The sequence below is a fragment of the Methylocystis sp. genome (assembly GCF_051062815.1).
In the GTDB taxonomy this organism is placed as follows: Bacteria; Pseudomonadota; Alphaproteobacteria; order Rhizobiales; family Beijerinckiaceae; genus Methylocystis.
In genome coordinates this window covers 125,450-143,538 of the sequence record NZ_JBPFDU010000074.1, presented here as the reverse complement: position 1 = coordinate 143,538, position 18,089 = coordinate 125,450, and the positions used below count along the sequence as shown (strand labels likewise).

Below are 18,089 nucleotides of genomic sequence, written 5' to 3'. Positions count from 1 at the left end.
ATCGGGCCGGGCGACGCGTCTGCGCCGGCTGGAGAGGGCGAATGGCGACATCGGGAAAGATCCAGGACGCGGCGTCCGCCGCTCTGACGGCGATCGAGGAGGCGCTCGATATCGGCGCGCCGCCGGACGCCGCAGGCGCTGCGGATGAGGCGAACAACCGGTCCGGCCCGGCCCAGAGCCGGAGAGCGGAAGCGCACGCCGGCGACCCGAGAAGGCCGGCCTCGGCCTACGGCGAACCGCAGAACCGTGTTCAACCGCAGCCCGGAGCGATGGCGCCCGCCCTTGCGCCCGCGAACGACGACCGCCGCACGGTCGGCGAGTTGCGGCAAGCGCTGCAGATCAAGCCCAATCGCTCGATCATGGCGCTCACCTTCGCTTCCATGGGGCTGTGGGCGGGCAGCTGGGCTCTGTACGTTTATTTCCATCAAGGCGAAATCATTGACTTCGACGGCTCGATGCTCGCGCCGAAACCGGTTTTGACGCTCGCAGCGCTGATCGCGCCTCTCGTCTTCCTCTTCCTCACAGGATTGATGGCGCGCCGCGCCCATGAGATGCGGCTCATCGCCAACTCCATGACTGAAGTGGCCATTCGGCTCATCGAGCCGGAAACGGTCGCCACCGAACAGGTGGTCTCGCTCTCTCAAGCGATCCGACGCGAAGCCGCCTCCATGGGAGACGGCATTGAACGCGCGCTGGCAAGGGCCGGCGAACTGGAAGTGATCGTGCGCACCGAGGTCACCAACCTCGAACGCTCCTACACCGAGAATGAACGGCGCATTCGGCTTCTCATCGACGAACTGACGCGCGAACGCGAAGCCATTGTCGTCAACGCCGACAACGCCCGTACGGCGCTCTTTGGCGCGCGCGAGACGCTGTCTCAGGAACTCGCCACGACCTCGGTCCATCTCGCCGAAGCGGTGAGCCAGGCGGGAGCGCGCGTCGCCTCCTCGCTCGGCTCCAAGGGCGAGGAGATCCGGCTCGCGCTTGACGAAGCGGGCGACGCCTTTGAATCGACCCTGGCCAGTCACGGCGAAAGAGTGCTGATCGCCCTGACCCAGACCGGCGACGAAGTCGCGCAGAAAGTGACCGGCGCGAGCGACGACGTCAGCCGCCGTTTCGCCGATGGAGTCGAGGAAGTTGGCCGCAAGCTGGAAGCCGCGAGCGAAGCGATCGCCGGCGATTTCGGCGCGCGCGGCGCAGATGTGCTCGAGCGGTTCGAAGAGCTCGGCGCGAGTTTTTCCGAGGCGATCGGCGGCCAGGGGGAGCGGATTGTCGCGCAGCTCACGGAGACCGGCGGCGCCATTCGCGACACGATCGAGACGCAGGGCGGAGCCTTTGAGCGCTCGCTCGGCGAGACTCAGGAACGGCTTACGACCCGCGTCGCCGAACATGTCGAAAACGCCAGGGCGACATTCGAAACCGCGGAAACCCGAATCGTCGGCCTGCTCGAAGACACGCATCAGAAGGCGCAGAACGAATTTCAATTGCGCGGACAGGCGCTGCATGACGCAATCTCGTCCAGCTTGGACCTGAGTTCAACGGCGCTTGTCGAACAGGTCGACGCCGTGCAGGCGCGTTTCGTCGCCGCCGCCAGCGAAGCGGTGTCCGCGATCGGGGAACATGGCGATCGAGTCAATGAAACGCTCGCCGACAACTTCCAGGCCTTCGAACAAACCGTGCTCGGCCGCGGCGGCGAAGTGGCGGAACGGATCGCCGAACGAGGGCTGCAGATCGAGACCACTCTCGCCGAGCGGCTTGCCGCCTTCGAAGACGCCGTGGTGCGCAACAGCACGGAAGCGGCCATGCGCGTCGCTGAACATGGCAACCGTGTCAGCTCCGTCATTTCGGACGGTCTTGCCGCCTTTGAAGACACATTCGCGCGCCACGGAGAGGAAGTCGTCTCGCGCGTCGCCGAACACAGCGAGCGAGCCGCGACGACCGTCGCGACGCAGCTCGCCGCCTTCGAGACGGCGGTCGCGCTGCGCAGCGAGGAACTTGCGCAGAGCGTCGGCGACCATAGCGAGCGCGCCACGTCGGCGCTCTCCACGCAGCTCGCCGCATTCGAAGAGTCGGTCAATAGCCGAAGCGGCGAAATCGCCGAACGAGTCAGCGAACAGAACGAGCGCGCGACGGCGACATTGTCGGCTCAACTCGCCGCATTTGAGGAAGCGGTCACGCAGCACAGCGACGACGTCGCGACGCGCGTGAGCGAACATGGCGGACGCGCGACGTCCACCATTGCAACCCAGCTCGCCGCCTTTGAGGAGACGGTCGCCCGCCACAGCGGGGAAGTCGCCCAGCGCGTCAGTGAACATGGCGAGCGCGCGACATTGACGCTGACGTCGCAGCTCGCCGCTTTCGAAGAGACAGTCGTACGCCACAGTGACGACATCGCCCTGCGCGTGAGCGAACAGAGCGAGCGGGCGACATCGACGCTCGCGGCTGAGCTGGCCTCGTTTGAAGACGCCGTCACGCGCCACGGAGAACAGATCGCGCAGCGTGTGGGCGAGCAAGGCGAACGCGCAACATCGACGCTCTCGGCGCAACTCACCGCCTTTGAGAACTCCATCATCCGCCATGGCGATGAGGTTGCCGAGCGCGTCGGCGAGCGGGGAGAACGCGCCGCATCGACCCTCTCCGCGCAGCTCGCCGCCTTCGGAGAAGCCGTCGAGCGTCACAGCGAAGAAATCACCCAGCGCGTCAGCGAGCACGGCGAACGCGCAACGGCGGCCTTTTCGCAGGGCGTATCGACGTTCGAAGACGTCGTCGCGCGCCAGGGCGAAGATTTGGCGGCCCGGGTCTCTGCCCGTACCGAGCGCGCCGCCGCAGAACTTGGCGACAAGCTCGCCGCCTTCGAAGACAGCGTCGCGCGCAACAGCGGACAGGTCAGCGAAGCTGTCGCGCAGAGTCTCGAAGCGATTGAAGACGTGCTTGTGCGCCAGGGCGGCGAGATCGCGCAGCGCCTGGCGGCGCGCGCCGACAGCGCCGAAATCGACATCGCCGAAAAGATCGGCGCCTTCGAAGAGGCCGTTAAGCGTCACAGTGAAAGCGTGGCGTCGGTCGTCGGCGAACATGCGACGCGCGTCGACGAATTGCTCGGCGAGCGGCTCAACGCGCTCGAGACGGCGGGAATGCTCGTCGCCAAAACGATGGAGACGTCGCGCGAACTCGCGCTGCAGGAATTCGAAACGCACGGCGCGGCGTTGCGCGACAAGCTTCGCCAAAGCGTCGCCGACGCCTCCTCGGCTCTCGCCGAAAACGCCGCGACGATGCATGAGCGCTTCGCAAATACGGCGAGCGACGCCGTTCTAGCGATCGCCACGCAGGGCGAGCGGCTGCATGAATTGGTGAACGATCGTTTCGGAGCCTTCGAGAACGCCGTCCTGTCCGAAAGCAAAGACGTCGTGGCGTCGCTGGCCGACCATGGCGAGCGCATCGCGGTCACGCTCGGCGAACAGCTCACCCAATTCGAGAATGCGCTGCTTCGCGACGGCGGCGAACTCGCCGACCGAGTCGGCGCGCAGGCCGAACGCCTCAGCGCCGAACTCACGCAGCGCTTCGCTATCGTCGAGGACGTGATCGGCGGCAAGGGAACGCAGCTCGTCGACAATCTGACGACGCGAACGATGGACGCGGCCGCTCGACTCGACGTGCAGGCGCAAGAGATTACGCATCGGATCGACGACCAGCTGCAGTCGCTCGACGAGACCATCCGCATGCAGGGCGGCGCGCTTGTCGAAAGGCTCTCGGCGCAAGTCGAGCATTACAACGCCCGGATCGGCGATAATTCTCGCCATTTCGCCGATGAGATCGACGCGAGACTGGCCGAAATCGACGGCGCGATCGAGAGCAAAGGCGGCCATCTGGTCGAAAAGCTCGGCGCGCGCGCGATCGACATCGCGTCCACGATGTCGAACAAGATCGAAGCCTTCGAGAACGTCGCCAACGCCAGAACAATGGAGGCGGCGGACCGCATCGACGAACTGGTCGGCCGCGTTGACGCGGGCCTCGGCGTCGGCGGCCAGATGCTGCAGGAGGCGCTCTCCAAACACGCGGCTGAAGTCGCGCGGGTGATGGAAGACGGCGGGCGCCAAGTCATGCAAACGCTCGACGCAAAGATCAAGGACGTCGACTGGGTGCTGCTGTCGCGCTCGAGCGAACTTGCCCATACGATCGCCTCCAGAACAGAGGAAATCAACGAAGCGCTGGGTGGACACGCGAAGGAGCTGGAAACGACCCTCGACGGCCGCATCGCGCTGCTCGAGAACAATGTGATCAGCCGGCTCGGCGCCGTTTCTTCGGAGATCGACGAGGGTGGCCGACTGGTCGTGGACACGATCGGCGCCCGTCTGCAGGACATCAAAGACGTTCTGGCCGTGGCGCGGCGCGAATTCGATACGACGCTTCTTGCGCGCACCGGCGATCTCGGTCAGTCACTCGCCGAACGCGTCGCGGAGATCAGCGGCGCGCTGGATGCGCGCCTCACGCAAATGCAGACTGTGCTCAACGCCCGCGGCGGAGCCGTCGCCCAGGAATTGACGACGATTGGCGATCTCGTGACGACCGCCGTTGAAAATAGCAGCGCCGCCCTTGTCTCACGCCTCGGCGTCAAGCGCGACGAGCTGACGAATGCGCTGGACGCCTCCCGCGAGGCGCTGGCGCTGACGCTGGAGACCAGCGCGCAGACCTCGATTGCGGCGCTGCTGGAGACAAATGAAAGGATTCGCACCGAGCTGCCGACCCTGCTCGACACGCTCGGCGAGACAAATGCCTCGCTTCATGCGGTCATCGACAAGACCGGCGGGAATCTGGTCACGCTCGAACACGAACTTGGCAAGCGTCTCGCCGAGTTCCACGGCGCGCTAAGCGAAGCCTCGACGCAAGTTGAACATATCAGCGCCGTCGCCGGCGGCACGATGCAGGACGCCAACGCCATCGTCGCGGCGCTCGACGAGAGACAGCACACGCTGGCGCAGAGCGCGGAAAAACTGGCTCAAAGCCAGGAGGCGCTCGACGCCGTGATGGCGGCCCGCCGCCGCTCGCTCGAGGAACTGGTGACGCTCATCGAAGGCCGGCGCGCCGAATTCGAAAGCGCCATGACACAGTTCGGCGAACTGATGGACCGTTCGTTCCGCTCTATCGAGACGCGGTCGCGCGACCTTGGAGGAGAGCTGAGCGAAACCTCCAGGCAAACCGCCGATTTGATCGAGACGCGCTTTGCTGCGGTGCGCGCCGCCGCGGAAGGCGAGCGCGAGCAGACGTCGGAAGCGCTGCGCGCCGCCTTCTCACAAGCCAATGAAGAGATCACCCGTCTCTTCGGCGACGCGCGCTCGAAATTCGACGCCGCGACCGACGAGATTCGCGGCCTCGCGCGCAACATCCACCGCGAGATCGAGGAGACCCGCGAGGAGGTGCGCCGCGGCGCGACCGAAATTCCGCGCGAAACCGCGGAGCAGGCGGCGGCGCTGCGGCGGGTCGTCGGCGATCAGGTGAAGGCGCTGAACGAGCTCACCGACATCGTGGCGCGCTCGGGCCGTGTCTATGACATCGCCGAACAAAGCGCGCCTCCGCTCCGTCAGACGGTCCTGGATCAGGCGACGCGCGCCGAGCACGCAGCGCCAGGCGGCGCGCAGAATCGCACGGCGGACCCGACGCGCGAGCCGCAGGGCGGATGGCTGAGCAACCTGCTTGCGCGCGCCTCCTTCGACGACTCCGCGCCGCAGCCGCCACGCCAGGCGCGGTCACTGGCGACGGCGGGCGCCCTCGACAGCCTGACGCTCGACATTGCGCGTATGGTCGACAACGCCGCCGTGGCGGAGCTATGGCGCCGCTATCAGCGCGGCGAGAAGGGCGGACTTTTCGGTCGCCGTCTCTACACCGCGCAAGGCCATCAGACCTTCGAGGAAATTCGTCGCCGCTATCGCGTCGATCAGGCGTTTCGCGCGACCGCCGATCGCTACGTCACGCACTTCGAGGATCTGCTCATCGAGACAAGCCGCGGAGATCACGACGGCTCGAAAGCGCTTGACCTGCTGACGGGCGACGCCGGCAAGGTTTACACCATGCTCAGCCACGCCTCCGGACGCTTCGAATAGCTGAACACTATTCGATCAATTCCGGCGGCTCGGCGCCGATGCGCGCTTCAAAAGCGACTTCGGCGCGCAGATTGTCGAGGTCGCGGCCGATGGTCGCGACGGCCAGCAGCCGGTCGCCCTTAAAGTAGGAAACGGCGCAGTCGGCGGCGACCGGATCGCCTGAAATCTCCAGCCGGTCCCACGACGCGGCGTTTCCGATATAGGAAATCGCCTCGTCGTAATGCTGGCTCCAGAAGAAGGGCGCGGCGTCGAACTTTTCCTTGCGGCCGAGTATATTGCGCGCGGCCGTCTGTCCCTGACGCTCCGCGACCACCCAATGCTCGACGCGAATCCGCTCGCCGGAGATCTTGTCGGGCCAGCTGGCGATGTCGCCAGCGGCGTAAATATCGGGCGCGCTTGTCTGCAGATATTCGTCGACGAGCACGCCGCGGTCCACCGCGAGGCCCGCCGACTGGGCGAGCGAGAGATCCGGCTTGACGCCAACGCCGATGACCACGAGATCGGCGTCCAAGGTTGCGCCGCTTTTCAATTGGAGCGTGCGTTCGCCGATTTCCGTCGCCGTGTCCCCGAGATGGAAGATGACGCCGTGACTCTCGTGCAGCTTTCTCACATGCGCGCCGATTTCGGGTCCAAGAATGCGCGCCATCGGTATCTCCTCGGGCGCAATGACGCGCACGTCGAGGCCGCGGGCGCGCAGCGACGCCGCCACCTCCAGGCCGATGAAGCTCGCGCCGATCACGGCCACGCGGCGCGCCCCGGCGCAGGCCGCGATGAGACGGTCGGCGTCGGCGAGCGAGCGCAGATAATGAACGTGGCTCCGTTCCGCTCCCGGCGTCGGCAGCTTGGTGGGGAATGCGCCCGTGGCGAGAAGCAGCGCGTCGTACGACAGCGTCGCCCCGTCAGCGAGCGTCAGCCGCTTGCCCGCAGGGTCGAGCGACTCGACGCGCTGCCCCAGACGCTGTTGGACGCCGCTGTCTCGATACCAGGCGGGATCGCGCAACGGCAGCCAGTCCGGCTGCGCGCTTCCGGCCAAATAATCCTTCGAGAGATTGGGCCGGTCGTAGGGCTCGGCGGAATCGGCGCTGACCAGCTCCAGAACGCCGTCATAGCCCTCGGCCCTGAGCATCTTCGCGGCGGCGAAACCCGCGGCGCCGCCGCCGACGATGACGACGCCGCGCGGCTCGACAGCGCCGCCCTTGCGCCTTGCGGACGCAGGGTCCGGAAGCCTTTCGCGCGCAAACACCCTTCCATCGACCTGCTCGACCCGCCACCGCGGCAGCGGATCAAACGCCGGCGCGCGCAACGCGCGGCCGCTTCGCAAGCTGAAACAGGCATGGTGCCAGGGGCACCGGATCGAGCCGCCGACCACGAGGCCCTCGGCCAAGGGCCCATGATAATGCGTGCAATGAGCGCCGATCACGAAGAACTCGTCGCCCTGTCGCGCCATCACGGCGTCCTCGCCGGCCACATGGCCAAGCAACGGGCGGCCTTCGGCAACCTCGGCTGGAGCGACTCCTTGCGTGAAGTCGGGGCCCTCGGGTTGATTGCGCCCCTCTTCCGCCATGTCGCTCTCTCCTGTTCCGCGCCGTCGCGCCCCGCGCGCCCGCCTATTGCCACGCTTACTAAAGAGGGCGGCGCTTGAAGCGAGGCAAGCCTCGGTCCGGACGGAAGCGATCGTGATTCGTCAAGAAACGAACATTTGTCATCTTATTCACGACGAGAGGCGCTATGAAATCAGCATCGGCCGCCGTGGAACCATCAAAAATTGTGACATTGCCGCCACACTAATTAGAACAATTTTTCGCCAGGGCTTTTTTTGCCTAACAATTGAGCAGATGCGCGGACGTTGGGCTTGAACGGAACCTCGCTCGCGAGTGATATCAATCAGATCTCGCCTCCCAGACGGAGTTCCCAGCAATGAAATGGCCCTATCTTTCGACCGTCGCTGCACTTTCGCTAGCAACCAGCGTCACGAGCGCTGCTCATGCTCAGTCGAAGCTGATGGAGGTCGACCCGACTCTCATCGAAGAGAATCAACCCGCGCCTCACTCTGCGGCCACGCCCGTCAAGAAAGGCCGGATCGTCAAGGGTCCGGCCGTGGCGCCGACGCCGGCCTGGATCGATACGCTGACCGTCGACGGCTACATCGAAGGCGGCGTCGCCGTCAACTTCAATCAGCCGTTCAACAAGCTGAACTGGGGGCACCTCTATACGGACCGCGCCAACTGGCCGACGTTCAACGGCGCCGTCCTGACCGTGCAGCGTCCGCTCGACCCGAAGGCCGAAGGCTATGATTTCGGCTTCAAGTTCCAGGGCATGGTCGGCCAGGACATGCGCTACAACCATTACCTTGGCATTCTTGATTATGCGATCAATTCAAGAACGCAGATCGGACCGATCGAGGCTAATGTCACAGCCCATCTCCCCTGGGTCAGTCCGATCAGCGAGGGCGGCGTCGACCTGAAGATCGGCATGTTCCCGACCTACAACGGCGCCGAGCTCATCTACGCCAAGGACAATCTGTTCTACAGCCACTCGTACATTTTCAACTACGGACCGTTCATTCACACCGGCGTGATGGCCACCACCCACGTCAAACCCTGGCTCGACGTCTATACCGGCGTGACCAGCGGCGTGAATACGAGCCTTGGATGGCCGGGCGACAACAATGCCGCGGCGGCCTTCCACGGCGGTTTCGGCTTCAACTTTCTGGACGGCGACCTGACCATTTTGGCGATCACCCATACCGGTCCCGAGAACCCGAGGCAGACGGATCCGCTCGGCGTCGGCTGGCCGGTCGGCTTCGTCGGCACCCCATTCACGCCGGATGGTTGGCCGACGACGCTCACGGCGGGCTGGCCCTTTAACCAAGGCGGCTTCGGCGCGCCGGGCCTCTGCGCCTGCAACGTCAACACGACGATCCGCTCCTTCAATAACCTGACCACGACCTGGAAAGTGACCGAGGACCTGACGCTCGTCACCGACATGAGCTTCATGATGGAAAGCGGCTGGAATCCGAGCTCCTTCGGTCTACCGCAGAAAGCCTGGGCCGCGGCCAATGAGATCACCGGCACCAGCTTCTGGGGAATGGCCCCGGCCAATCCGATGGGCGCGCGCGCCTTTGGCATCGCGCAATATTTCTCCTATAAGATCAACGATATCTTCAAGCTCAACGGGCGCGCCGAATTCTTCCGGGATAACAACAACTTCTTCATTGGCGCCTATCCGGGAAATTTCGACGCCGTCAATCTGTTCCACGGCTTCTGGTGTCCGTCCTGCATCAACCAGAACCTGGGAACGGGCCTTTATGCTAACAAGCCGGTCTATTCCGGCACGAGCTATCTCGCCTTCACGCTGGGCATGACGATTACGCCTGAACTGCCGGTCAAACTGCCCTACATCACCGGCCTGATCATCCGGCCGGAGCTGCGTTGGGACACGACGGTCAATGGCACCACGCCGTTCTTCAGCCGCAGCGGCCTGAGCTCGAACCAGGGCATGTTCAATATGGACGTGATCGTTCCCTTCACGCTCCTCTAGAACACAGTTTTCAAGCGCGACCCAAGCAAGCCGCCCGGTCCGCCGGGCGGCTTTTTATTGCGGATGTTCATCGTTCGCGTGATTGCGCGGCTGATCGCGAATCAGAATTTCGACGTCCGAGTCCTTGGTCGACTGCACGCGGAAAGTGCCCTGATAGGTTTTGCCCTCGTGGCGCGCGATAGCGACATATTCGCCTTCGGCCAAAACGAGCGATGGGAAAGCGCCGATCATCTCGCGGATGACGTCGCCGCCGGGCGTGAGCACCGAGAAGCTGGTATTGGCGAGCGCCTCGCCGCCCGGCTGTTTGACGAGCTTCAAGGTCATGGTCGCCGCGCGATGGCGCAGGGTCGCCTCGATCAGCTTTCCGGCCGGTATTTTCAAATCCGCCGTAACGACGGAGTTGGTCTGGTTCGTCCCGCCCTGGGCGCCCTGCCCCGTGTCGAGCAAGGTGGACACGACGTGATAGGCGCCCTCGGGGAGGCAGATCACTTGATCGGCGTTGGCGTTGGCGAGAATGAGCTTCGCTTCGGAATTGCCGCGTTCCGGCACATAGATCGAAATTGACAGCCGCTGCGCGGGAATTTGCGCGTCTCCCAGCTTGTCGATGAGCTTCAGCCCGCCGGCGTTCAGAACGATCCGCTCGGACACATTGCCGCCCTCTATGGCGACGCGGCGCGTGACGCCTGCAAGCCCATAGGCGGCGTGGACGATATAGGAGCCGTCCGGCAGCGGCAGCGTCGGGATCGCCTCCTCGGATTGCGCCACAAGCTTGTGCGACCCGTCCGGCTGGGCGCTCTCCTCAAAGACGCGCCAGACGAGCCCCGAGTGGACCGGCTGCTGGTAGTTGGCTGCAAGGGTCGCGCTCAGACGCAGCGTGGCGCGTCTTTCGGTCGGCGGCGCGGCCGGTCCGGCCGCCTCGCCGGCGCTATGCGGCGGATGGGGACGGCGCGGGGGCTGTTGCTGCGCTTGCGTCGGCTCGGGGAGAAGCGCTGCGCCGGCGAGCGCCGCCGCGGCGGCCCGGCCAAGCGCGTCCAATCGGACCTTTTTCATCGACCTGTCTATGCCGAGGATTGCGGTCTTTGTCGATTCTCGCTCGCCGGGAAGACCTCGTGGATGGCCGCGATCTGTCCGGGAAAAAGCGCCATCGCCCCCTGAAAACCGTCGCGGCGCGCCGCCGCATAGGCCTCCGTTTCCCCGGTTTGCACGGGCGGCGCGAGCGCCGGAACGCCGGCCGAGGCCGCCGCCAGAACGACGGCCGCGCGCGCCATTTGGACAGCGGCGCCGTCGCCGCAGGCGAGGCCCAGCGCCGCACGCAGCCCGGCGTCATCGAAGGCCAGCGCCGCGAGACGCGGCGACGCGCCGGCAAGGGAACGCAACGCCAACACGGCGGCGGGATCGCCCCCGGCGAAGGCGCCGATCCTGGTCGCGCCGTCGGCGAGGCCGGCTTGCGCCTCGCGCACGGCGAGCTTCACCGACATGCGCTGCAGGCTCGCGGCGCCGTCGCAGGATGGAAGCAAAACGCCGTCCGGTCCCGGGCCGAACAGCGCGTCGAGGTCGGCTTCGATGAGCTCGTTGTCGAGAGGAGCCACTTCCACGAAGAGCTTCGGCGCCGCGCTCTTGCTGCGCGCCGCATTGATCAGCGCGCCGGCGCGCGCGCGGGCGCTGCGTCGCGCCGCGTCTTCTGCGCAGGGGCCGAGCCGCAACAAAAGCGCATCGGCGCCGCAATCGAGCGCCGCCGCGAGTTCCTCATCGCTGGCGTCGAACTCAAGGATCAAACAGGAGCGCATGCGACCGGGCTTGTTCAGGAGACCTCGGCCCACTTCTATCATGCTCAACGGCCAGCGTGGCGAGGGCGCGTTGACGGCCCGCGGAGCGGCGCGCATAAGCGCCTCGATGATCGATCGTTTTGAAACCTATCTTTTGAAACTGCGCGAAACGCCCCTCGCGGAGCATACCGAGCATACGGGCCGCGCCGCCTTGGAAGCTCTGCTAAATCAATTCGCCAAGGATGCGCGCGCAGGCTTGCGAGTCCAGCATGAACCCAAGCGGGAGAAGGACAAGGGCGCGCCGGACTTCAAGGTTTCGCGCCACGGCATGATCCTCGGCTATGTCGAGGTGAAGGAAGTCGGGACCAATCTCGACAAGATTCTCAAGTCCGACCAGATCAAGCGGTATCGCGAACTCTCGGCCAATATAATCCTTACGGACTATTTGCAGTGGATATGGATCGATGGCGCGCATGTGAAGGCGCGCGAAGCGCTCGCCTTCCCGACCGAACTCGACGCCCGCAAAATTCGCATCGCGCCGGAGCGCGCGGAAGCCGTCGGCAAACTGATCTCGGCGTTCTTCTCCGAAGCGCCCGAGGGCATTGGCCGGGCTCAGCAATTGGCGCTGGCGCTCGCAACGCGCAGCAAGCTGCTGCGCGAATTTTTGGGCGAAGAACTGGTACGACAGCAGCGAGAACATCAAGAGGGCCGTTTGTTCGGCCTATTTCAGATTTTTCGTGACCAAGTCTTCCATGAGCTCACGACTGCGGATTTCGCCGACGCCTTCGCGCAGATGCTGGCCTACGGTCTGTTTCTCGCGAAGCTCAACGCCGATACTGAACGCGTCACGCTGCATAACGCACGCGAGTTCGTGCCGGGCTCCTTCCGGCTGATTCGCGAACTCGTCGACTTCCTGACCGTGCTTGATAGCGACGAATATCGCGAGGTGCGATGGGTCGTTGAAGAGGTGCTCTCCATCGTCAACGGGCTCGATCTGCCCGCGATTCACGAGGACTTATCCTTCCGAACCCGCAAGGCGATCAATCGCAAAGTGCGCGCGCAGGATGAAGAAGAGCATCGGCTTTTCGAGCGCGATCCCTTCATTTACTTCTACGAGGATTATCTAAAGGCCTACGACGCCAAGATGCGCAAGAGCCGTGGCGTCTATTACACGCCGCCGCCGATCGTGAATTTCATTGTCCGCGCGGTAGACGATGTTCTGAAGGACAGTTTCGGCATTCGCGAGGGGCTGGCGGATTCAAAGCGCGTCACCGTGCTCGATTTCGCCTGCGGCACGGGAACGTTTTTGCTCGAAGTGTTTCAGCGCATCTTCGACAATATCGGCGGCGCCGACAAAGGGCGCGCCGACCCGATCGTACGCGAGCACATTTTGAAGAACATCTACGGCTTCGAATATCTCATCGCGCCCTACACCATCGCGCATCTGAAGCTCTCACAATTTTTGAAGGACCGCGGCCATGCGCTGAAGGATGACGAGCGGCTTCAGGTCTTTCTCACCAACACGCTTGAGCCGATCGAGCCGCAGAAGAATTTCCTGCTGCCGGCGATTTCAGCGGAGGTCGAGGCGGCGCAGGCGGTGAAGGACAAGCCGATATTGGTGATTTTGGGGAACCCACCCTATTCAGGTCATTCCAAGAATAAAGGCGCATGGATAACTACCGCAATCGACGGATACAAATACACAGTCGAAAAAGACGATAAGGGTAAGGAATTCAATAAGCCGCTCGGCGAACGCAATCCGAAGTGGCTTAACGACGACTATGTGAAATTCATCCGATTTGCGCAGTTGAAGATGGACGCAGTCGATGAAGGCGTCGTCGGAATCATCACCAATCATTAATGGCTCGACAATCCGACATTTCGCGGCATGCGCCAGTCGCTGATGCGCAGCTTCGATCAAATTTACGTAATCGACCTGCACGGAAACGCCAAGAAGAAGGAAGTCGCGCCAGACGGCTCGAAGGACGAAAATATTTTTGACATTGAGCAGGGCGTGGCGATCAGCATCTTCGTCAAAAAGCCCGGCCTGGAACGCGGGGTTTGGCGCGGCGACTGGTGGGGGAAAAGGCTGGAGAAGTACAAGCAAGGAGTGGAGAAGACACTTGAAAAATCGGCCGGGACGAATCTAACCCCCGCTACGCCTTTCTTTCTGTTCGCGCCGCGAAATGGAATTCTGAGTGATGAATACATTTCCGGGTGGCCGGTGCCCTCCGTCTATCCGGTCAACGTTCTTGGCTTCCAGACCCACCGTGACAGCTTCGCCATCTCATTTTCCGAAGTTGAGATGAAAAAGAAGCTGTCTGATTTTATGAACCCGCGATTGTCCGATGACGATCTTATTGAACGATACGGCCTTAAGAACAATCGTGACTGGTCTTTGCAGGAGGCTCGCTCAGCCAGACGCTCCGGTAAAGCGAAACCGCCGCAGCTCGTTGCGTATCGGCCGTTCGACGAACGTTGGAGCGAGTTTAGTAATTTGACGATGGATTTTCCTCGACGAGAATTAATCGACCACGTGGAAGGTCGATTTAACCCATGTATCTTGGTGCCGCGACAAATCGGTACCCCCATTTGGCGGCACGCATTTCTCTGTGAGCTTCCCGCTGAAAGCTGCCTGATCTCAAGCGATACCAAGTCGCAGAATTACGTCTATCCCTTGTGGTCCTATGGCAAGAATGGGTCGCGCTCAGAAAACCTCTCCCCAGCCTTCCGAGACTTCATCGACAAGCGTTACGACGGCCATCATTACGAAGCCGAACAAATCCTCGGCTATATCTACGCGACCCTGCACGCGCCGACTTACCGGCGCCGCTACGCCGAATTTCTGCGCATCGATTTTCCGCGCATTCCGTTCGCGGACAAGCGCAAGGACTTCGAGACACTTTCGCACTTGGGCGCGGAATTGATCGAGGCGCATCTTCTGAAGGACGTCCCGCGTCGCGGCCTCGGCGACTATCACGGGCGCGGCGACAACAGCGTCGAGAAGCCGCGCTATGTCGAAGCCGAGGAGCGCGTCTTCATCAACGACACGCAGTCTTTCGCACCTGTTCCGAAGGCCGTGTGGGAATTCCACATCGGCGGCTATCAGGTGCTCGACAAATATTTGAAGTCGCGAAAGGGCCGCACCCTCTCCCTCGATGAGATCAACCATTTCGCCGCCGTCGCCAACGTTCTGGCCTTCACCATCGAGCAGATGGAGAAAATCGACGACGCCTGGCGCAAGGCCTTCCCTGACAGGGGATAACTCTCCGAGACGCGAGACCCGCGCTGCTCTCAGCGCTATATTTCCTCCATGTCGAGCCGCGCTGCGAAGCAGTCATACGACCAGCCGGGACTGTTTCCGGCCGACCAGCCTGATCTCTTTGGCGAGGCGGCGGCGCCGCGCCGCGACGTCTATATCCCCAAGCCAGAGGCTGTGCGCAGCGGCGCCCTAGGGGCGCTCGAAAAATTAAGGGCCGTCAAGACTTGGGCGGACGAGCGCGCCTGGGGCCGCATCCGTCTCATCGAGAGCGCCGAATATTATTACGGCATTACCGCCGACGATGCCGAGGCGGAAGAATGGCGGGAGCGCTATGAGGCCGAGATGGCTCGGCTCGACGCGACCGGCCCCCGCGCGCCCGAGGGCGAACGGACCGAATATATCAACTATCCTACCCGCGACTTCGCGCCGCGCTGGGTCCGTCGGCCGCCCGGCCGCTGATCAGTCCGGGGCCTCGATCGCCTCCAGCACGAAGCGGATCAGCTCGTCGGCCGACGAATAGCTGATCCATTTCCCGCCAGGATAGACGACCGCGACAGGACCGTGCTCGCACTGGCCAAGGCAGCCCGACTGCGACAGGCGCACGCCGTCGCGCTTGGCGAAGGGCAGCGCCTTGAGCGCTTCCTTCACCTTGGCCAGCGCCTCCTTTGCGCCGTGGTCCTCGCAGGCGGATCGGCCGTCGCGCATGTTGACGCAGACGAAGACGTGGCGGCGGAAAGGTTTGATCGCGGATTCAGTCATTGTCCTTAGTATCCGAACTGCTCGCGCAGGATTCGCTCTTCCAGAGAATGGCCCGCATCATGGAGCAGGATCAGAGTGGTGGCGTGGTCCATCACAACGTCCACATAAGCAAGGTCTCGGAATTCGTCATGATCGGCGACGACGGAGACGGGCCGCTTCGCCGCTTCGAGGACCTCGATCCGCACCTTGGCGAGGTCGGGCAGCAGAGCGCCATGCCAGCGGCGCGGGCGGAAGGCGGAGATCGGCGTTAAGGCCATCAGCGGCGCATCGAGCGGCAGGATCGGACCATTGGCGGAAAGATTGTAGGCGGTGGAGCCGGCGGGCGTCGACACCAGCACGCCGTCGGTGACGAGTTCCGGCAGGCGCTCCTGGCCGTTGACCAGAATGCGCAGCTTCGCGATCTGCGAGGTCTGGCGCAACAGCGACACCTCGTTGATGGCGTGCGCCGAAAACTCGTCGCCGCGCACATTGACGGCATGCATCAGCAAGGGGTGAATGATCGATGGCTTGGCCTCGGCGATCCGCTTGCGCAGCCCCGTCTCGCGATATTGGTTCATCAGAAAGCCGACGGAGCCGCGATTCATGCCGTAGATCGGCTTGCCGGCGTCCATGAACCGATGCAGCGTGCGAAGCATGAGGCCGTCGCCCCCCAACGCGACGATGCAATCGGCCTCCTCAGGCGGGCAGTCGCCGTATTTTTCGATGAGGCGCTGGCGCGATTCCTCCGCCTCCGGCGCGCCCGAGGCGAGAAAAGCCAAATGGGCGCACGGCTTCTTCCCGTGATTCTGCCGATCTCCGGCGGCGCCCATCGCAAACTCCCCCTCACGCTCGCCGCAACCGCCGCGATTGCTTCGGCATACACCGGCGCGAGGCCGGAGGGAACGGCGCCGGCGCGAGCTGCGCGCGAGGCGCGCCGCGGCGGCCTCCAAATGTGCAACTCATTGGTCGGCCTCGCCGGCGCCCCATAGCCAGGCGGCGCCTCGCACGCCGCCCGAATCGCCATGCGCATTCGGCAGGATTTTCGTGTCAAAGGCGTCGGTGACGGCGTTCTCCCCCACGCGCGCCGCGAGCCCCTCATAGAGGCGCGAGATGTTGGAAAGTCCGCCGCCAAGCACGATGACGTCAGGATCGATGAGATCGACGACCACCGCCAGCGCCCGCGCCAGACGGTCCTGATAGCAATCGAGGCTTGCCTGCGCGGCAGGGTCGCCGGCTTCCGCCAGCGCGGCGATTTCGGCCGCATGGCGGCGCGCGCCGGCGCGCTTCTCATAGTCGCGCGAAAGGCCGGCGCCGCAAAGAAACGTCTCGATACAGCCGCTGTGCCCGCAAAAGCAGGGGCTCCCGGGATATTCCTGCGGAGTCATCCACGGCAGCGGCGTATGGCCCCATTCGCCGGCGACGCGATTGCGCCCCTCGATAATCTTTCCGTTGACGATGACGCCGCCGCCGACGCCCGTGCCAAGAATGACGCCGAACACCACGCCGGCGCCGCGGCCGGCGCCGTCAATCGCCTCCGACAGCGCGAAACAATTGGCGTCATTGGCGACCCGCACCGGGCGCCCGAGCGCCTGCGCGAGATCGACGTCGAGCGGCTTGCCGTTGACGACGGCCGTGTTGGAGTTTTTCACGAGGCCGGTATGCGTCGAGATCGCGCCAGGCGCGCCGACGCCCACCACGCCGCGCCGCCCGATATGGGATTCGATCTCGCGCACGATTGTCGCGACGGCTTCGATGATCGCCGCATAATCGTCGGCGGGCGTCGCGACGCGGCGGCGCGCCAGCGTCTCGCCCGCGGCGTCGAGCGCGATCGCCTCGATCTTGGTGCCGCCGAGATCAACGCCGATGCGGATAATTTCGCGCGTCATTTCACGCGGGCGCGATCGATGTTTTGCGCGCCTGCAAGCGCGCCCCCGGCGGCGGCGTCGATCTGCGCGGAATCGAGATCAAGACCGTCAGTCGTGGCGCCGGTCCAGTTTACGCCGGTCAAATCCGCGCCGGCGGCGTCGGCGCCCTTCAGATTCGCGCCGGAAAAATCCGCGCCTGCGGCGCGCGCGAAGCGCAGGTCGGCGCTCGCGAGATTGGCCTTGTGAAAACGCGCGCCTTCGAGCGCGGCCGAGCGCAGCACTGCGCGCATCAATCCCATCGACTGGTTCTTCATGTCGGCGGAGAGATCCGCCTCGCTGAAATTGGCGCCGCGCGCCGACGCGCCGGTCAGATCGCCGGCGAGACGCGCATGTGCGAAGTCTGCGCGGTCGGCCCGCATACGCTGCATTTGCGCAGCGAAGGCGTGCGCCCCCTTCAGCGACGCGCCGGTGAGGTCAGCCTCGATCAGCCAGGCCTGATCGAGGATCGCGTCGTCGAGCCGCGCGCCGGCGAGCGATGTCTTGTTCATGCGGGCCGCGCGAAAATCAACGCCATGCAGATCGAGTCCGGAAAGATCGAGCCCGTTGAGGCTTTTTTCCGAAAGATCCACCCTTTTCCCGCTCTTGCGATGCAACAGCGCCGCTTCGACGTCGGCGCGCGTCAATTCGGCCTCGGAATAAGCCGGCTGCGCGAGATCGACGCCTTGCAGCATGTCCTGCGCGCGAAGGTCTTGGGCGGACAATGACGCGACGCAGATGAAGACGAAGCTCAGACCCAAACGCATACGCACGAACTCGTCCTTCT

General features: G+C 64.0%; 12 protein-coding genes. 5 read left to right on the top strand and 7 right to left on the bottom strand.

Annotated features, from left to right (window positions below; all coding sequences use genetic code 11):
- The first annotated feature begins 41 nt into the window (after positions 1–41).
- Complete coding sequence (locus ACR65W_RS12990; protein WP_434501462.1) at positions 42–6,095, top strand: apolipoprotein acyltransferase; 6,054 nt, start codon at positions 42–44, stop codon at positions 6,093–6,095.
- 7 nt (positions 6,096–6,102) lie between these two features.
- Here the strand turns inward: ACR65W_RS12990 and ACR65W_RS12985 are convergent, their stop codons facing one another.
- The gene (locus tag ACR65W_RS12985) at positions 6,103–7,659 is read right to left on the bottom strand and encodes an FAD-dependent oxidoreductase (protein ID WP_434501461.1); all 1,557 of its coding nucleotides are present in this window, start codon (positions 7,657–7,659) and stop codon (positions 6,103–6,105) included.
- Positions 7,660–8,012: 353 nt separating this feature from the next.
- On the opposite strand from ACR65W_RS12985, the gene ACR65W_RS12980 reads away from it, so the two are divergent.
- The gene (locus tag ACR65W_RS12980; protein WP_434501460.1) at positions 8,013–9,635 is read left to right on the top strand and encodes an outer membrane beta-barrel protein; all 1,623 of its coding nucleotides are present in this window, start codon (positions 8,013–8,015) and stop codon (positions 9,633–9,635) included.
- A 54-nt stretch (positions 9,636–9,689) separates the two neighbouring features.
- Here ACR65W_RS12980 and ACR65W_RS12975 read toward each other — a convergent pair whose 3' ends face one another.
- Together ACR65W_RS12975 and ACR65W_RS12970 are read right to left on the bottom strand one after the other, a co-directional pair.
- A complete protein-coding gene (locus tag ACR65W_RS12975) occupies positions 9,690–10,685 on the bottom strand; it encodes a hypothetical protein (protein WP_434501459.1) in 996 nt (331 codons plus the stop codon).
- An 8-nt stretch (positions 10,686–10,693) separates the two neighbouring features.
- A complete protein-coding gene (locus ACR65W_RS12970) occupies positions 10,694–11,422 on the bottom strand; it encodes an aldolase/citrate lyase family protein (RefSeq protein WP_434501458.1) in 729 nt (242 codons plus the stop codon).
- Between the two features lie 106 nt (positions 11,423–11,528).
- Here ACR65W_RS12970 and ACR65W_RS12965 point away from each other — a divergent pair, with 106 nt between their 5' ends.
- The 3 genes from ACR65W_RS12965 to ACR65W_RS12955 are packed head-to-tail and all read left to right on the top strand — an operon-like array spanning position 11,529 to position 15,122.
- Positions 11,529–13,262, top strand: coding sequence for an N-6 DNA methylase (locus ACR65W_RS12965; protein WP_434501457.1), 1,734 nt, complete (start codon positions 11,529–11,531; stop codon positions 13,260–13,262).
- Between the two features lie 27 nt (positions 13,263–13,289).
- Positions 13,290–14,666: a type ISP restriction/modification enzyme gene (locus tag ACR65W_RS12960; RefSeq protein WP_434501456.1), complete on the top strand. Its 1,377-nt coding sequence runs from the start codon at positions 13,290–13,292 to the stop codon at positions 14,664–14,666.
- A gap of 48 nt (positions 14,667–14,714) precedes the next feature.
- Positions 14,715–15,122, top strand: a complete 408-nt coding sequence (locus tag ACR65W_RS12955) for a hypothetical protein (RefSeq protein ID WP_434501455.1) — start codon at positions 14,715–14,717, stop codon at positions 15,120–15,122.
- Here ACR65W_RS12955 and ACR65W_RS12950 read toward each other — a convergent pair whose 3' ends face one another.
- The 4 genes from ACR65W_RS12950 to ACR65W_RS12935 form a co-directional block, all read right to left on the bottom strand.
- Entirely contained in the window at positions 15,123–15,422 is a 300-nt protein-coding gene (locus tag ACR65W_RS12950; RefSeq protein ID WP_434501454.1) for a (2Fe-2S) ferredoxin domain-containing protein, read from the bottom strand. It abuts the gene before it with no gap.
- A 5-nt stretch (positions 15,423–15,427) separates the two neighbouring features.
- Positions 15,428–16,231 carry an NAD kinase gene (locus tag ACR65W_RS12945; protein WP_434501453.1) on the bottom strand — a complete coding sequence of 268 codons (804 nt, stop codon included), beginning with the start codon at positions 16,229–16,231 and terminating at the stop codon, positions 15,428–15,430.
- A gap of 129 nt (positions 16,232–16,360) precedes the next feature.
- Positions 16,361–17,287 carry an ROK family protein gene (locus ACR65W_RS12940; RefSeq protein ID WP_434501452.1) on the bottom strand — a complete coding sequence of 309 codons (927 nt, stop codon included), beginning with the start codon at positions 17,285–17,287 and terminating at the stop codon, positions 16,361–16,363.
- Positions 17,284–18,069 (bottom strand): pentapeptide repeat-containing protein, encoded by a 786-nt coding sequence (locus ACR65W_RS12935; RefSeq protein ID WP_434501476.1) that lies wholly within the window; start codon positions 18,067–18,069, stop codon positions 17,284–17,286. The genes ACR65W_RS12940 and ACR65W_RS12935 overlap by 4 nt, the downstream gene beginning before the upstream one ends.
- Positions 18,070–18,089 lie beyond the last annotated feature (20 nt).

Bases quoted from the DNA above. Each gene is read 5' to 3' on its own strand.
- ACR65W_RS12985 (WP_434501461.1), bottom strand. From the start codon at position 7,659: ATGGCGGAAGAGGGGCGCAATCAACCCGAGGGCCCCGACTTCACGCAA.
- ACR65W_RS12945 (WP_434501453.1), bottom strand. From the start codon at position 16,231: ATGGGCGCCGCCGGAGATCGGCAGAATCACGGGAAGAAGCCGTGCGCC.
- ACR65W_RS12990 (WP_434501462.1), top strand. From the start codon at position 42: ATGGCGACATCGGGAAAGATCCAGGACGCGGCGTCCGCCGCTCTGACG.
- ACR65W_RS12960 (WP_434501456.1), top strand. From the start codon at position 13,290: ATGCGCCAGTCGCTGATGCGCAGCTTCGATCAAATTTACGTAATCGAC.
- ACR65W_RS12950 (WP_434501454.1), bottom strand. From the start codon at position 15,422: ATGACTGAATCCGCGATCAAACCTTTCCGCCGCCACGTCTTCGTCTGC.
- ACR65W_RS12935 (WP_434501476.1), bottom strand. From the start codon at position 18,069: ATGCGTTTGGGTCTGAGCTTCGTCTTCATCTGCGTCGCGTCATTGTCC.
- ACR65W_RS12940 (WP_434501452.1), bottom strand. From the start codon at position 17,287: ATGACGCGCGAAATTATCCGCATCGGCGTTGATCTCGGCGGCACCAAG.
- ACR65W_RS12975 (WP_434501459.1), bottom strand. From the start codon at position 10,685: ATGAAAAAGGTCCGATTGGACGCGCTTGGCCGGGCCGCCGCGGCGGCG.
- ACR65W_RS12980 (WP_434501460.1), top strand. From the start codon at position 8,013: ATGAAATGGCCCTATCTTTCGACCGTCGCTGCACTTTCGCTAGCAACC.
- ACR65W_RS12970 (WP_434501458.1), bottom strand. From the start codon at position 11,422: ATGCGCTCCTGTTTGATCCTTGAGTTCGACGCCAGCGATGAGGAACTC.
- ACR65W_RS12955 (WP_434501455.1), top strand. From the start codon at position 14,715: ATGTCGAGCCGCGCTGCGAAGCAGTCATACGACCAGCCGGGACTGTTT.
- ACR65W_RS12965 (WP_434501457.1), top strand. From the start codon at position 11,529: ATGATCGATCGTTTTGAAACCTATCTTTTGAAACTGCGCGAAACGCCC.